Origin of the sequence: Citricoccus parietis, from assembly GCF_042433045.1 — a bacterium.
Taxonomy (GTDB): domain Bacteria; phylum Actinomycetota; class Actinomycetes; order Actinomycetales; family Micrococcaceae; genus Citricoccus; species Citricoccus parietis.
In genome coordinates, this window is record NZ_JBHLWH010000043.1 from 45,584 (window position 1) to 60,196 (window position 14,613).

At 69.3% G+C, this 14,613-nt stretch carries 13 protein-coding genes; 8 read left to right on the top strand and 5 right to left on the bottom strand.

Annotation, left to right across the window (positions count from 1 at the left end; all coding sequences use genetic code 11):
• The first annotated feature begins 16 nt into the window (after positions 1–16).
• The 3 genes from ACFFIO_RS15245 to holA are packed head-to-tail and all read left to right on the top strand — an operon-like array spanning position 17 to position 4,444.
• On the top strand, positions 17–841 hold the full coding sequence (locus tag ACFFIO_RS15245; protein ID WP_378043124.1) for a ComEA family DNA-binding protein: 825 nt from the start codon (positions 17–19) through the stop codon (positions 839–841).
• The gene (locus ACFFIO_RS15250) at positions 838–3,429 is read left to right on the top strand and encodes a ComEC/Rec2 family competence protein (protein WP_378043126.1); all 2,592 of its coding nucleotides are present in this window, start codon (positions 838–840) and stop codon (positions 3,427–3,429) included. Before ACFFIO_RS15245 ends, ACFFIO_RS15250 begins: the two co-directional genes overlap by 4 nt.
• Positions 3,430–3,439: 10 nt before the next feature.
• A complete protein-coding gene (gene holA / locus ACFFIO_RS15255) occupies positions 3,440–4,444 on the top strand; it encodes a DNA polymerase III subunit delta (protein ID WP_378043127.1) in 1,005 nt (334 codons plus the stop codon).
• A gap of 83 nt (positions 4,445–4,527) precedes the next feature.
• Here holA and rpsT read toward each other — a convergent pair whose 3' ends face one another.
• Both rpsT and ACFFIO_RS15265 read right to left on the bottom strand, forming a co-directional pair.
• Positions 4,528–4,794 (bottom strand): 30S ribosomal protein S20, encoded by a 267-nt coding sequence (rpsT, locus tag ACFFIO_RS15260; RefSeq protein ID WP_159551140.1) that lies wholly within the window; start codon positions 4,792–4,794, stop codon positions 4,528–4,530.
• Positions 4,795–4,932: 138 nt separating this feature from the next.
• Positions 4,933–5,460: a type II toxin-antitoxin system PemK/MazF family toxin gene (locus tag ACFFIO_RS15265; protein ID WP_378043129.1), complete on the bottom strand. Its 528-nt coding sequence runs from the start codon at positions 5,458–5,460 to the stop codon at positions 4,933–4,935.
• Between the two features lie 131 nt (positions 5,461–5,591).
• Here ACFFIO_RS15265 and lepA point away from each other — a divergent pair, with 131 nt between their 5' ends.
• Positions 5,592–7,451: a translation elongation factor 4 gene (gene lepA, locus ACFFIO_RS15270; RefSeq protein WP_378043131.1), complete on the top strand. Its 1,860-nt coding sequence runs from the start codon at positions 5,592–5,594 to the stop codon at positions 7,449–7,451.
• Between the two features lie 18 nt (positions 7,452–7,469).
• Positions 7,470–8,750, top strand: a complete 1,281-nt coding sequence (hemW, locus tag ACFFIO_RS15275) for a radical SAM family heme chaperone HemW (protein WP_378043132.1) — start codon at positions 7,470–7,472, stop codon at positions 8,748–8,750.
• Between the two features lie 10 nt (positions 8,751–8,760).
• Here hemW and ACFFIO_RS15280 read toward each other — a convergent pair whose 3' ends face one another.
• From ACFFIO_RS15280 to ACFFIO_RS15290, 3 genes are all read right to left on the bottom strand, one after another.
• Positions 8,761–9,243 carry a hypothetical protein gene (locus ACFFIO_RS15280; RefSeq protein WP_378043134.1) on the bottom strand — a complete coding sequence of 161 codons (483 nt, stop codon included), beginning with the start codon at positions 9,241–9,243 and terminating at the stop codon, positions 8,761–8,763.
• A gap of 59 nt (positions 9,244–9,302) precedes the next feature.
• Positions 9,303–9,734: a DUF4870 domain-containing protein gene (locus tag ACFFIO_RS15285; RefSeq protein WP_378043136.1), complete on the bottom strand. Its 432-nt coding sequence runs from the start codon at positions 9,732–9,734 to the stop codon at positions 9,303–9,305.
• A 771-nt stretch (positions 9,735–10,505) separates the two neighbouring features.
• Positions 10,506–11,381, bottom strand: coding sequence for a DUF3097 family protein (locus ACFFIO_RS15290; protein ID WP_378043137.1), 876 nt, complete (start codon positions 11,379–11,381; stop codon positions 10,506–10,508).
• Between the two features lie 228 nt (positions 11,382–11,609).
• Between ACFFIO_RS15290 and hrcA the strand changes: the two genes are divergently transcribed.
• Genes hrcA through ACFFIO_RS15305 form a run of 3 tightly spaced genes read left to right on the top strand, consistent with a single transcriptional unit; the run spans position 11,610 to position 14,602 of the window.
• Positions 11,610–12,623: a heat-inducible transcriptional repressor HrcA gene (hrcA, locus tag ACFFIO_RS15295; protein ID WP_378043139.1), complete on the top strand. Its 1,014-nt coding sequence runs from the start codon at positions 11,610–11,612 to the stop codon at positions 12,621–12,623.
• 51 nt (positions 12,624–12,674) lie between these two features.
• Positions 12,675–13,820, top strand: a complete 1,146-nt coding sequence (gene dnaJ / locus ACFFIO_RS15300; protein ID WP_378043141.1) for a molecular chaperone DnaJ — start codon at positions 12,675–12,677, stop codon at positions 13,818–13,820.
• Positions 13,817–14,602, top strand: coding sequence for a 16S rRNA (uracil(1498)-N(3))-methyltransferase (locus ACFFIO_RS15305; RefSeq protein WP_378043142.1), 786 nt, complete (start codon positions 13,817–13,819; stop codon positions 14,600–14,602). Before dnaJ ends, ACFFIO_RS15305 begins: the two co-directional genes overlap by 4 nt.
• The last annotated feature ends 11 nt before the right edge of the window (positions 14,603–14,613 follow it).

Below are 14,613 nucleotides of genomic sequence, written 5' to 3' on the forward strand. Positions count from 1 at the left end.
GGCCAGGGTGGAACCCATGGGACGCCACAACCACGCGCTCAGTGATCCGGACGAGGACGACTGGGAGGAACCACCGCCGCCGGCGCCCCTGTGGCGAACCCGCGTCGTCCGTTCGGCGGTGCTGCTCCTGGCCGTTGTCGCGGGAACGTGGTGGGCGGTCGGCTGGCTGACATCACCGGCCGGTCCGGGTGGTCCGGGTGCTCCCGTGGCCGCCTCCGTGGAGGACGCCCCGCCCGGCTCGGCTGACCCCGCTCCTCCCGGTCCGGCGGCAGGTGCTGCCAGTCCGGGCGCAACTGCCCCACCGTCGCCGGGGACCGAGGATCGCGCATCGTCGTCCGGGTCCGACGCCGGACCGGCCGGAACCGAGGAAACCGTCACCGTCCATGTGGCCGGGGAGGTCCAGGACCCCGGCCTCGTGACCCTGCCGGCTGGCGCCCGCGTCGACGATGCCCTGCAGGCCGCCGGGGGTCCCACGGGGGAGGCCGCGCTGGACCTGCTGAATCTGGCCGCCCCCGCCGTGGACGGCAGCCAGATCCTCGTGCCCGGTCCGGACGGTCTGGCCGGGGGAGCGGCCGGGGCGGACGGGGCGGACGTTCCTCTCTCCGAAGAGGGGGCGGACGGTGGTTCAGGCGTCGGTCCGGAGGCGGCGGGAGCCGTCAACCTGAACACGGCGGACGTCACGGCCCTGGAGCAGCTGCCCGGCATCGGCCCGGCCCTGGCTGGACGCATCGTCGAGCACCGGGACCAGGTGGGGCCGTTCGGCTCCCTGGAGGATCTGGACGCCGTGTCAGGGATCGGACCGGCCATGATGGAGCGCCTCGACGGCCTGGTCACCTGGTGACGGTCCAGGCCCGGGGCAGCGTTCCGGCGGCCGTCGACCTCCGGTTGGTCCCCGCCGTGGTGCTGACCCTCGCGGTCTGTCTGGCGATACCGCTGATTCCCTACGACGCCGCCTTCGTGGTGCCGTGGGTGCTGGCGTTCTTGGCGCTCGTGGCCACCGGCCTGATGATGTGGGCATCCTCTGGCCAGGGCCAGGCTCAGTTTCCGGGTCAGGCTCATAGGCCGCGGGAGTGCCCGGCCCGGCCCCTGGCCCGCCCCCTGGCCCGTCGCCGCGGCCGAACCACCGCCATCACGGCCCTGGCCGCCATCGCCCTGTGGATCGCGGCCGTCGCCGCCGTCCAGGCCGTAGGCGATCGTGCACCGGTCCGGGACTCGGGATGGGAGGATGCGGTGGCCGCCGAACGACCGTTGCGGCTGTCGGGCGAAGCCGCCGGGCCGGCGGTCCTGCGTACCGGGACGTTCGGCGACAGCTGGCACCTCACGGTGACCGTGCAGGCGTTCGGGCACCCATCCCGTGAGATTCCGGGCGGTGCGGAGGTGGTGGTGTCCGGCGGAAGTCACTGGGAGGGGTTGCAGTCTGGCGCGGCGGTCTGTTTCACCGCGTCGCCGGAGGTCGAGGGGGCCACGGTGTTCGCCCGGGCCTCCACCGCGCCGCAGACCGGATCCTGCTCCGGTGACACCGGGGAGCCAGGCCTGGACGGAGCGCCCACGGGACGGGATGTCGTCCGCGCGGCCGTGCATCAGGCCGCTGCCGGGACTGTCGGCACGGCGCCACAGCTGCTGCCCGGGCTGATCCTGGGCGACCGGTCCGCGCAGGACCCGGCGCTGGACGAGTCCATGAAGACGTCTGGACTCAGTCACTTGAGTGCCGTCAGCGGGGCGAATTGCACGCTGATCGCCGGCGCCGTCACCATGGCGTTGAGGTCGGTGCGGGTCCGCCGATCGGTCGTGCTCGGTGCGGTCCTCGGGGTGCTGGTCGTCTTCGTGATCGTCGTGGGCCCCGAGCCTTCGGTGATCCGGGCCGCCGTGATGGGCGCCCTCGGGGCGTGGGCCGTGTTCTTCGGCAGGGGCCGCCAGGCGCTGCCCCTGTTGTGCCTGGCGGCCTGCGTGCTGCTGTGCTGGCAACCGGGACTCGCCCGGGAACCGGCCTTCCAGCTCTCCCTGGCGGCCACGGCCGGCATCGTGTTGGCGGCCCGGCCCGTGGAGCAGTGGCTCACCGCCGTCCTGCGCCGCGCGCTGCCGGGTCCCGTGGCCGGGATCCTGGGCGCCGCCCTCGCCGTGACCGTCACCGCACAGGTCGCCTGCCAGCCCATCCTCGTCGGGATGACCGGCGAGTTCAGTGCCTACTCGGTGCCGGCTAACCTGCTGGCGGCGCCCCTCGTCCCGTTCGTCACCGTGCCCGGCACCTTCGCCGCTGTCCTGGCGGTGCCGTGGCCCGGACTCGCCGCCGCGGTCTTCTGGGTGGTGGGCTGGCCGGCCGCCGGGATCGGCTGGATCGCCTCCGAAGTCTCCGGCTGGCCGGGCGCCCTCCATGCGTGGCCGGAGGGGCCCCTGGGCGCAGGCCTGGTGGTGATGCACGTGGCCGCCGCCCTCGCCCTCCTGTGGCTGCTGATGCGGTGGGAGCGCAGTCGTCCGGCCCGGGTCCGGCGCCTCGGCATGCACGGCAGGCCACGCCCGACTCCGGCCGGCCAGCTCCGCTGGTCCCTCGCCGCGGCGGGGACCACGGTCTGCGCGGCCGCCGGCAGTCAGCTCGGCCTGGTCATCGCGCCGCCCTCCGGATCCCTGCCGGCCGACTGGTCTCTGGCCGCCTGTGATGTCGGCCAGGGGGACATGCTCGTGCTGCGGACGGGGGAGCGGACCGCCATGGTGGTGGACACGGGGCCGGACCCGGCCGCGGCGACCGCCTGCCTGGACCGGATCGGGGTGGACCGGGTGGACCTGTTGGTGCTGTCCCATCTGCACCAGGACCATGCCGGGGCCGCGGCGGACATCGTCGGTTGCTGCAGCCCCATCGAGGTCTTGTACTCGACCCTGGAGTCGACGCCCGGCCCGGGAGTCCCCGCCGGCGCCCGGCAACCGGTCCCCGGGGAGACGGGCCGGGTCGGCGACCGGCCGGCGTCGGGATACTGGGTGGACTGGACCGTGCTGGAAGCGGACCCGGAGGCGGGCAACGAGAACGATGCCTCGCTGCAGATGACCGCCACCGCGCACACCCCCGAGGGTGACTACACCGTGCTGTTGACGGGGGACATGGAGGAGGAAGCCAGCCGGGCGCTGCTGGGCCAGGACGTGCTGCCGGAGTCCGTGGACGTGCTCAAGGTGGCCCACCATGGCGCCCGCAACGGGGGCCTGGACGTGGTGCGGGCCGTGGACCCGGCGCTGTCCGTGGTGCAGGTCGGCCGGGACAACGGCTACGGCCACCCGCACCCCTCGGTCATCGGGGAGCTGGAGCGGCACGGGCCGGTGATCCGCACCGACCTCCACGGGACCACGGTGGTGTCCCTGCGGGACGGGGAGCTGGTGCCCACCCTCACCGGTGCCAGAGCACCCGAGGCCTCCGGCACCCGGCCGGCGGGCGAGGCCGGATAGGATGGCAACCATGCCCGCACCGAGTCGAAGCCGACGATCCACGAGTTCCGGGGCAGACTGGCGCACCGTGAGCCCGGCCCCGATGATGCTGCTCAAGGGCCCCGAGGACTTCATCGCCGCCCGGGTGGTCGACCGGGTCCGCACAGCACTCCGGGAACAGGACCCGGGTCTCGAGGTCCACCGCCTGGACGCGGCCGACTATGAGGGCGGCCAGCTCTCAGTCCTCGCCAGCCCCTCCCTGTTCGGTGAAGCCAAGATCCTGCAGGTGGAGGGACTCCAGGACATGAACGAGGCGTTCCTGACGGACTGCCTCGACTACGTCAAGAGTCCGGCGGAGGACGTCACGCTGATCCTGCGGCACACCGGAGGCAACCGGGGCAAGAAGCTGCTGGATGCCGCCACCGCCGCCGGAGTTCTCGTGGACTGCCAACCGATCAAGTCGGACGCCGAGAAGTCCGATTTCGTCCAGGGCGAGTTCCGGTCCCGGCGCCGCTCGATCGATGCAGAAGCGGTCCGTTCCCTGCTCGATGCCGCCGGTGGCTCGCTCACCGATCTGGCGGCCGCGTGCCAGCAACTGGCCGAGGACACGGAGGGCACCGTCACGAGTCAGGTAGTGGACCGCTACTACGGCGGCCGGGTGGAGGCCACGGCCTTCCGGGTGGCCGATGCCGCCATCGAGGGGCGGGCCGGGCAGGCCACCGCCCTGTTGCGCCATGCCTTGGCCACGGGGGTGTCCGCGCCGGCCATCACCGGCGCCCTCGCCATGAAGACGCGCCAGATCGCCCGGATCGTGGATGCTCGCGTGGGCCAGGGCCAGATCGCCGGTGTGCTGGGCATGGCCCCCTGGCAGGCCAAGCGCGTGGCCGAGACCGTCCGGTTCTGGAACCCCGCCACCATTGCGGCCGCGATCGAGTGGGTGGCCCAGGCGGACGCTGAGGCCAAGGGCCTGTCCAAGGACGCCGACTATGCGGTCGAGCGGGCCGTCACCCGGATTGCCCTGACCGCTCGACGGTAGTCCTTAACCACGAAGCCCCCGTCCATCAGGACGGGGGCTTCGGTGCCTCGGCACCGTCAGGGGCCGGGCCAGATCTGAGAGGCTCAGGCCTCGATCTTGCTCACGCGCTTGGCGATACCGGACTTGCGGTTGGCAGCCTGGTTCTTGTGGATGACACCCTTGCTGGCAGCCTTGTCCAGCTTCTTGCTGGCCAGGGCGACGGCGGAAGTGGTGGCGGCCTGGTCGCCCGCGGCGACGGCCTTGTCCACGGCGCGGATGGCGGTGCGCAGTTCGGACTTCACCGCGTTGTTACGCAGGCGGGCCTTCTCGTTGGTGAGAATGCGCTTCTTCTGGGACTTGATGTTTGCCAAGGAAAGGTCTTTCTGTTGTCTTCTGACGTGGTCGGTGAGGGGTAATCCCGAATCCGGCGACTGAGCGGCGTGGGGATACCTGTTGAGCCGTTCCGGGAGTGCCCGTCGACCTGCGCGGACACACAGCTGGTTAGTCTATCACGACCACCCGTTGCGGTCCCGGAGCCCCCGGGACACGGTCTCGAACACCCGCTGGTCCAGCACGCCGCCCTCACGGCGGACATCGCGAGGATTGACCTGCAGGATCCGGTCCAGCTTGACCTCGGAGTTCCGGCCCTGCGGATCCCACGGGCCCGCACCGATATCAATGTAGTCGGCATCCCGGGACGCGGCGTTGTTGCGGTCCCTGCTCGTCAGCTGCGCGGCGAGCAGGTGGCCACCGTTCCGGCCCACCACGAGGACCGGACGGTCCTTGCCCCGCCCGTCCAGCTCCTCAAAGGGCACCCAGGACCAGACGATCTCACCCGGCCCGGCCTCCGGACCGGGAACGGGGGAGTAGGCGACCTGGGCCCGGCCATGGAAATCACCGGGGTAGTCCGAGACGCCGCCCGGACCGCTGGCCTGTCCGCCGCTGCGGTTGCGCGGCGGGGACGGCCGCTGCACCTGCCGGGCGAGGCGGGCCACCCTCCGGCCGATGGACAGGAGTCGGTTGAAGTTCAAAGCCATGGCCACAAGGTAGCAACCGGTGGTCATGCCGGGCCGCCGTCTCCGCGGAAACGTGGAAGAATGGAGGATCAGCCACCCGCTGGTTCCAGGGGCTGGCCCGCCCTTGTCGTCAGAGTTGAAGGAAGATGCCCGTGTCGCCCATGGCGAGCAACGCCCCGGCGCCCGCCGCCACCGATCCCGCGGTCATCAGGAATTTCTGCATCATCGCGCACATCGACCACGGCAAGTCGACCCTGGCGGACCGCATGCTGCAGTCCACCGGCGTGGTCCAGCCGCGGGACATGAAGGCCCAGTACCTGGACCGGATGGACATCGAGCGCGAGCGTGGCATCACCATCAAGTCGCAGGCCGTGCGCATGCCCTGGAGCCTCAACGGCACGGACTTCGCGCTCAACATGATCGACACGCCGGGGCACGTGGACTTCACGTACGAGGTGTCCCGGTCCCTCGCGGCCTGTGAGGGCGCCATCCTGCTGGTGGACGCGGCCCAGGGCATCGAGGCACAGACCTTGGCCAACCTCTACCTGGCCATGGAGAACGACCTGGCCATCATCCCCGTGCTGAACAAGATCGACCTGCCCTCCGCTGACCCGGACCGGTATGCCGCGGAGATCGCGGGACTCATCGGTTGCGAGCCGGAGGACATCCTTCGGGTCTCCGGCAAGACCGGCGTCGGGGTCGAGGAACTGCTCGATCGCGTGGTGGAGGTGATCCCCGCTCCCACGGGCAAGCCGGACGCCCCGGCTCGCGCCATGATCTTCGACTCCGTGTATGACACCTACCGGGGCGTGGTCACCTATGTCCGCGTGGTGGACGGCAAGCTGTCCCCGCGTGAGAAGATCAGGATGATGTCCACGGGGGCCACCCACGAACTCCTCGAGATCGGCGTGTCCTCCCCGGAGCCCAAGCCCTCCAAGGGGCTCTCCGTCGGCGAGGTGGGCTACCTCATCACCGGTGTCAAGGACGTCCGCCAGTCCAAGGTCGGTGACACGGTGACGGGCGCCGGCAATCCCGCGCAGGACCAGATCGGTGGCTATGAGGATCCCAAGCCGATGGTCTTCTCCGGGCTGTACCCGATCGACGGCTCCGACTACCCGGTGCTGCGTGATGCCCTGGACAAGCTCAAGCTCAACGACGCCGCCCTGGTGTACGAGCCCGAGACGTCCGTGGCCCTCGGCTTCGGGTTCCGCGTGGGCTTCCTCGGCCTGCTGCACCTGGAGATCATCCGTGAGCGCCTGGAGCGCGAGTTCAACCTGGACCTGATCTCCACCGCCCCGAACGTGGTCTACGAGGTCACCAAGGAGGACAAGACGGTCGTCACGGTGACGAACCCGTCCGAGTTCCCGGAGGGCAAGATCAACGAGGTCGCCGAGCCCATGGCATCGGCGACGATCATCGTCCCCAGCGAGTTCATCGGCTCCGTCATGGAGCTCTGCCAGGGCAAGCGCGGCCAGATGAAGGGCATGGACTACCTCTCCGAGGAGCGCGTGGAGATCCGCTACTGGATCCCGCTGGCGGAGATCGTCTTCGACTTCTTCGACCTGCTCAAGTCCCGCACCAAGGGCTATGCCTCGCTGGACTGGAAGGCCGACGGCGAGCAGACCTCCGACCTGGTCAAGGTGGACATCCTGCTCCAGGGCGAGACCGTGGACGCGTTCAGCTCCATCACCCACAAGGACAACGCCTACGCCTATGGCGTGATGATGACCGGCAAGCTCAAGGAACTGATCCCGCGCCAGCAGTACGAGGTGCCGATCCAGGCCGCCATCGGCTCACGCATCATCGCCCGCGAGAACATCCGCGCCATCCGCAAGGACGTGCTCTCCAAGTGCTACGGCGGTGACATCTCTCGTAAGCGCAAGCTGCTGGAGAAGCAGAAGGAGGGCAAGAAGCGCATGAAGATGGTCGGCCGCGTGGAGGTCCCGCAGGAGGCCTTCATCGCCGCGCTGTCCTCGGACGGCGCGGGCTCCGAGACCGGCGCCAAGAAGTAGGGCGGGGACGAACACACCTTGCCTTCGATCCTTCCCCTCGGCGACCCCGCGCCCGACGACGGCCGGTTCCCCGCAGCGGTAGGGAACCGGGTGCGTGAGGCGGCCGAGACCGGCCAGCCGCGCACCTTCAGCCTCTACGTGCACGTCCCGTTCTGCTCCGTGCGGTGCGGCTACTGCGACTTCAACACCTATACCGCCGAGGACCTGGGCCCCGGCGCGTCCCGGACGTCCTACGCGGACACCGTGGCCGGTGAGCTGGACTTCGCGGCGCAGGCGCTGGCAGGTTCGGAGATCCCCCCGCGCACGCTGGAGACCGTCTTCTTCGGCGGCGGCACACCCACCCTGCTGCCCGCCGCAGACCTGGTCCGCATCCTCGGCAGGGCCCGGGACATCTTCGGGATCACGCCCGGAGCCGAGATCACCTCGGAGGCCAACCCCGACTCGGTCTCCCTTGAGTCTCTGCGGGAGATGGCCGCCGGTGGATTCACCCGGGTCTCCTTCGGCATGCAGTCCGCCGTCCCGCACGTGCTGGCCACGCTGGACCGCACGCACCGGCAGGAGAACGTCCCGGCCGCCGTCGGCTGGGCCCGCGAGGCCGGCCTGGAGGTGTCCCTGGACCTGATCTACGGCACGCCGGGGGAGTCTCTGGAGGACTGGCGCACCACCGTCGAGGCGGCACTGGCCCTGGCGCCGGATCACATCTCGGCCTATTCGCTCATCGTGGAGGACGGAACCAAGTTCGGGGCCTCCGTCAAACGGGGGACCGTGCCGGATGTGGACCCGGACGACCAGGCCGACAAGTACCTGCTGGCCGAGCGGCTCTTCGCGGAGGCGGGCTACCGCTGGTATGAGATCTCGAACTGGGCCCACGACCCGGATGACCGCGGCATCCACCGGGCCCGGCACAATGTGGCCTACTGGCGTGACCAGGACTGGTGGGGTGCCGGCCCCGGCGCCCACTCACACCTGGCTGGCGTCCGGTTCTGGAACGCCAAGCATCCGGCGGCCTACGCGCAGCGGCTGGCCACCGGGATCTCGCCGTCCGTCGGCCGGGAGGAACCCGACGCCGAGGCGCGGTTCCTGGAGCGCGTCATGCTGGGCGTCCGGCTCTCGGACGGGTTGCCGACGGCCGCCCTGGAGGAAGCGCCCGACGGCGGTGCCCAGGCGCGCCAGGAGATCGCCGCGATGATCGGCGAGGGACTGCTGGACGGACGGGCGGCGCTGGCCGGCCGGGTGGTGCCCACCCTGCAGGGGCGGCTGCTGGACGACGCGATCGTCCGGCGGCTGGCCGGGTTCTGAAGCGGAGAAGTCATCCAATCTGGTACGTCAGTCCCCAGCCGCGGCCCAGCATCTCAGCTGTGAAATCCTGGGCCCGGCCTAAAAATTGGAGAATGTAGGACCTCTCCTGCTCGTGGTCACAGCGAGGATCGCGATACTTCGCCACGAGGCGGTCCGCGTCGGGTGTACCGATCTTGGCCAGGTCCCGCGCAACCTCATCGACGTCTTGGGGTGACAACGCCTTGACGTAGGGCAGCCACGTGCACCCACCGTCCATCAAAGTGACGTTCCCTTCAAAGAGACGATGAGACACCCTGGGTTCACCGTCCTCCCCGAGGGTCAGGCCCTGCAAGGGACCCCAGCACTTGTCGAGGTAGAGCATCTCAGGCCGTTCATCGTCGGTTGTCATCCATGCGTCCCCGAAGGGATCGTCGCCGGCGAAAGGTCGCGGGTCCTTGAGTGCGAACGGGACGAACTTGGGGGCCAAAGGGTAGGCGTAGTAGCGGATTCCCATGCCTCCATGGTGATCGACCAGGAGGTGCCGTGGAGCGGGTCTCGCCGTATTGTGGATAACTACTGAATCAGGCGCAGGTTCAGCGGGTAGCGGTAGGGGCGGCCCTTGTTGCACTGGATGCCTGCCGCCACGCCGGAGACCGTCATGAACAGCCACAAGAGCATGGCGACGATCCCGAAGATGCCGCCGACGATCGGGATGAGGGCCAGCAGGTTCGCCACGATGGCCAGCACCGTGGGCGGCAGCGTGAAGTTCAGCGCCTCCTTGGCCTCCTGGGCCGTGAACGGTCCGCGGTGGCGGAAGACCAGGTAGATCACCAGGGAGGGAATGCACCCGAGAAAGCCGCCGAAGTGCCCGAGGGTGGCCCACTGACGGTCCTCGGCCGGCGTCAGCGGCTCGGCCTGGTCCGGTGAACCCTGCAGTTGCTGTTCGCGCCGGGGGGCGGCGCCGGGGCGCGGGCGGTACGGACTGCCTGGCTGCTGCTGGGACACCGAACTGCCTTTCGTCCTGAGTCGATTCGAAGTACTTGCCGACATTCTACGTTCCAGTTTGACCCTACTCCGCTTGCCGCGCGCTCTTAACTCGTCCGTCTCCGAAGGTATTCGTGTCCAGACATATTGGGAGGGATTTATCATGGAGATCGTCGGGGGTCTGATCAGTGCGACCAATGACAAGGTTGGAAACCTACTGACTATGGTCTACTCATTCAGGTGTGGACTCATGTGGTGGCTTGCTGTCGTGAGCAGCGCGGAGGGGCACGATTCGATACTCGAGACGTCACGGCGATTCTTGAGCTATCTGGATATCCCCGGCACAGACTGGACACACGGTGTGCAAACGTGGTTTGCAGTTCGCCCGGTACTTATCATCCCGCTTGGACTCGTTCTGATATGCGGCGGTTGCATTGCCGTATTCTCCGACCGAATGCACCTGTTAACGCGGACTGCGCCAGTCTGTTGCTGGGTACAGTCCTAGTCCATGAAGGAACTGCTGGCGCGTGGTCTGCCATAGCGATGGCAATGGCCATAGTCCTCGTTTCAGTACTTGGATGTCTATCCGTTCTCGCCGCGAAACGCTCGTTTCCAAGATCTTGGGACACTGGTCCAGCCCTTGAGACGTGCCTTAGGCCTGCGATGTCTTTGGGATCCGGCATTCTGTTCGTGCCGTTGATTAGCTGGGGTCGGGCATTCGGAGGGTCTGCCCATTCGCAGCAATCAGGAGCGAATCCGTTAGATCCGATCTATGTTCAGAATGTGGGACCGTTACGTCGATGAATCTACGGTCAGGAAATCGATGACCTCCTCCACCCGGCCCAGCAGGGTCGGCTCCAGGTCGGCATAGGTCCGAACCTGGGACAACAGCCTCTTCCAGCCCAGGCCGATGTCCTCCTTGGTCCGGTGCGGCCAGCCGAGGCCGGCGAGGATGCCCGTCTTCCAGTCCTGGCCCTTCGGCACCACGGGCCAGGCGCCGATGCCCAGGACGGCGGGCTTGATGACCTGCCAGACGTCCACGTAGGGATGGCCGACGATCAGCACGTTACCGCGCGCCCCGGGCACCTTCATGGCCTCGGCGGCGATCCTCTCCTCCTTGGACCCGGTCACCAGGTGGTCCACGAGGATGCCGAGCCGGCGCTGCGGACCGGGCGAGAAATCTCTGATCGCGCCCGCCAGGTCGTCCACTCCGTGGAGCGGCTCGACGACGATCCCCTCCAGTCGCAGGTCCTCACCCCAGACCTTCTCCACGAGCTCGGCGTCATGCAGCCCTTCGACCCAGATGCGGGAGGCCCGCGCCGTGCGGGCCCGGGCATGGTCCACGCGCACGGAGCCCGACGCCGTCCGGGCCGGCTTCGCGGGGGAGGCGCCGTAGGTGCCTCCCGGTGCGGGGGCCACCACCTCGACGGGCTCGCCGTCCACGAGGAAGCCATAGCCCAGGGGGAAGGACTTCGTGCGTCCCCGGCGGTCCTCCAGGACGACGAGGTGCACGCCACCGGACTTCTCGACCCGCAGGACGGCACCGGTGAATCCGGTCTCCGTGTCCTCCAGGACGGTGCCCTGGTGCGCGGGGACCTTCTCGACGATGCGGGCGGTCGGGCGGAAGCCGCCGTCGAGGGTGCCCGGGCCCCAGTTGTTCCATTCCACGGGCATCGACGCTAGCAAGGGGAGCCGGCGTAACCGTGCAGCGGCTCGCGCGGCACGCGGTCGGTACCGGGCTGGCGCACCCGGTCGGCGCGGGGCCGGCGATGTGCGGGCCGCGAGTCGGCACCCTCAGAGGTGAGGGGAAGCGGTGGTACGTCGATTGGACACAAGGTCTAGACTTGGCACTTCAAAGCGTCGAGTGCTAAGCCGGATGACAGGCAGGAGGAACCGATGAGCGAACAGCCGCGCCGCATGCAGGTGCTGCAGGCCATCGTGGAGGACTACGTGTCCTCCCGCGAGCCCGTCGGATCCAAGGCCCTGGTGGACCGCCACCAGTTGGGCGTGTCCTCGGCCACTGTCCGGAATGACATGGCCGCCTTGGAGGAGGAGGGGCTCATTGTGGCCCCGCACACCTCCTCCGGACGCATCCCCACGGACAAGGGCTACCGGATCTTCGTGGACCAGATCTCCGAGGTCAAGCCGCTGTCCGCCGCGGAGAAGCGCGCGGTGCAGACGCTGCTGGATGCCAATGGCGACTTCAACGAGATGATGGCCCGGACCGTGCGGCTGCTCGCACAGCTCACCAACCAGGTGGCCGTGCTGCAATACCCCCATGTGGACTCCTCCACCATCCGGCACATCGAGTTCGTCTTCCTGGCGCCCCGCCGGGCCCTCGTCGTGGTGATCCTGTCCACCGGACAGGTCGACCAGCGGGCCTTCGGGCTCGAGGTCGAGGCCAACGAGACATCCCTGACCGTGCTGAAGCAGCAGTTCCTGCGCTATCTGGACGGGCTGACCCCGGTCCAGGCCGCGGAGGGACTCCGGCTCGCGCTGGCCGAGGTTCCGGCGGAGGACCGGGATCTTGCCCTGGCCTTCGCCGTCCAACTGGACCAGATGTTCGCGGCACGCCGGGAGGACCGGATCATCATGGCCGGCACCGCCAACCTGGCACGCTCGACCGGAGACTTCCCGTTCTCGATCGGCCCCATCCTGGAAGCCCTCGAGGAACAGGTCGTGTTGTTGCGCCTGCTGACCGAGATGGAGCAGGATGTGCGTGGCCTCAGCGTGCGCATCGGCTCCGAGAACACCGGCTCCCTGTCCGAGGCGTCTGTCGTCGCCGCCGGCTACGGCCCCGGCTCCGGCGCCAAGCTCGGCGTCGTGGGCCCCACCCGCATGGACTACCCGGGCACCATGACCGCCGTTCGGGCGATCGCCCGGTACCTGTCCCGGATCCTGTCGCAGTAGCGGCCAGGACTGACATCCACCACCCCACCACCGGAAGGAACACCGCAGACCGTGGCTGACCATTACGAGGTACTCGGCGTTGGCCGGGATGCCTCCGCCGAGGAGATCAAGCGCGCCTACCGCAAGTTGGCCCGTAAGCTCCATCCCGACGTGAACCCCGCGCCCGACGCCTCCGAGGAGTTCAAGAACGTCACGCGTGCCTACGAGGTCCTCTCGGACCAGGAGAAGCGCCGCAACTATGACGCCACGGGCCATGAGAACGGCACCGGCGGCATGGGCGGCGGCTTCGGTGGCGCCGATTTCGGCGGTTTCCAGGACATCTTCGAGACCTTCTTCGGCGGTGGCGGCTCCGGCGGCATGGGCGGTGGCCGGGGCGGTGGTCCCGCCAGCCGTGCGCGGCGGGGACAGGACGCCCTCATCACGGCCAAGCTCGACCTCAGCGATGCGGTCTTCGGCACCGAGAAGACCCTCGAGGTGGACACCGCCGTGGTGTGCCCCACCTGTGACGGCAGCTGCAGCCAGCCGGGCACGCATCCGGAGACCTGCACCATCTGCAATGGCCAGGGCGCCATCCGCCGGCCGGTCCGCTCCATCCTCGGCACCGTCATGGCCGCCGAGACCTGCTCGGCCTGCCAGGGCTTCGGGACCGTCATTCCGGATCCGTGCCGCGAGTGCTCCGGGCAGGGCCGCATCCGAGAGCGCACCTCACTGACCATCAAGATCCCCGCCGGTGTGGCCACGGGGACCCGGATCCAGCTCGCCGGCCGCGGCGAGGCCGGTCCCGGCGGCGGCCCGAATGCCGATCTCTACGTGGAGATCGAGGTGCGTCAGCACGAGGTGTTCGTCCGCGACGGCGACCACCTGCTGGCCACAATGAGCGTGCCGATGGCGGCCGCCGCCCTGGGCACCACGCTCACGCTGGACACCTTCGACGGTGAGAAGGAAGTGCCGGTGAAGGCCGGCACCCAGTCCGGAGAGGTGCAGACCCTCAAGGGCCTGGGCGTTGGCCGGTTGCGGAGCTCGGGCCGGGGCGATCTCAAAGTCACCCTGCGGGTGGAGACCCCCACCAAACTCGACGACGAGCAGCGCGCCCTGCTGGAGCAGCTGGCCGGTCTGCGCGGTGAGGACCTGGTGCACGGCACCACGGAGCACCGTGGGCTGTTCTCCAAGTTCCGGGACAACCTCAAGAACCTGTGAGCAACCTCCTCTTCTACGTCGGAGACGGCGAGCTGGCCCCCGCTTCGTCGGGGGCCACCGTGGTGGTCTCGGGTGCCGAGGCCCGGCACGCGGCCCAGGTCATGCGGCTGTCGCCGGGGGAGCGCGTGGACGTGGCGGACGGATCCGGCCGGCGGGTGAGCGGCACCGTGCGCTCCGCGGCGCCCGATCGGCTGGAAATCACCGCCGAGACCGTCCACGATGAACCGGCGCCGTACCCGGAACTCGTCCTCGTCCAGGCCCTCGCCAAGGGCGACCGGGACCTGCTGGCCATCCAGACGGCGACGGAACTGGGCCTCGATGCCGTGCACCCCTGGCAGGCCGAACGTTCCATCGTGCGATGGAAGGGCGACAAGGCCGCCAAAGCTGTGTCCAAGTGGGAGGCGGCCCTGCTCTCGGCCGCGAAGCAGGCACGCCGCACCCGGGTGCCCCGCACGGAGAAGGTGCTCGACGGCGTCGGGGTCGCCTCGGTCTGTGGCCCTGGTTCCCTGGTGCTCGTCCTGCACGAGGACGCGCGGCAGTCGCTGGGCGAGGCCGTCGCCGAGGCGGGGATTCTGATCGGCGAGACCGTAGAACCGGTAGAACGGATCGTGCTCGTGGTCGGCCCCGAGGGTGGCATCAGCCCGGCCGAGACCGCGGCCCTGTCCGAGGCCGGGGGGCTGCCCGTGCTGCTGGGGCGCCATGTGCTCCGGTCCTCCACCGCCGGTCCGGCCGCCGTCGCCGTCCTCCAGCAGCTGCTGGGACGGTTCGGGCCTCGGACGTAGACTGGCCTCGT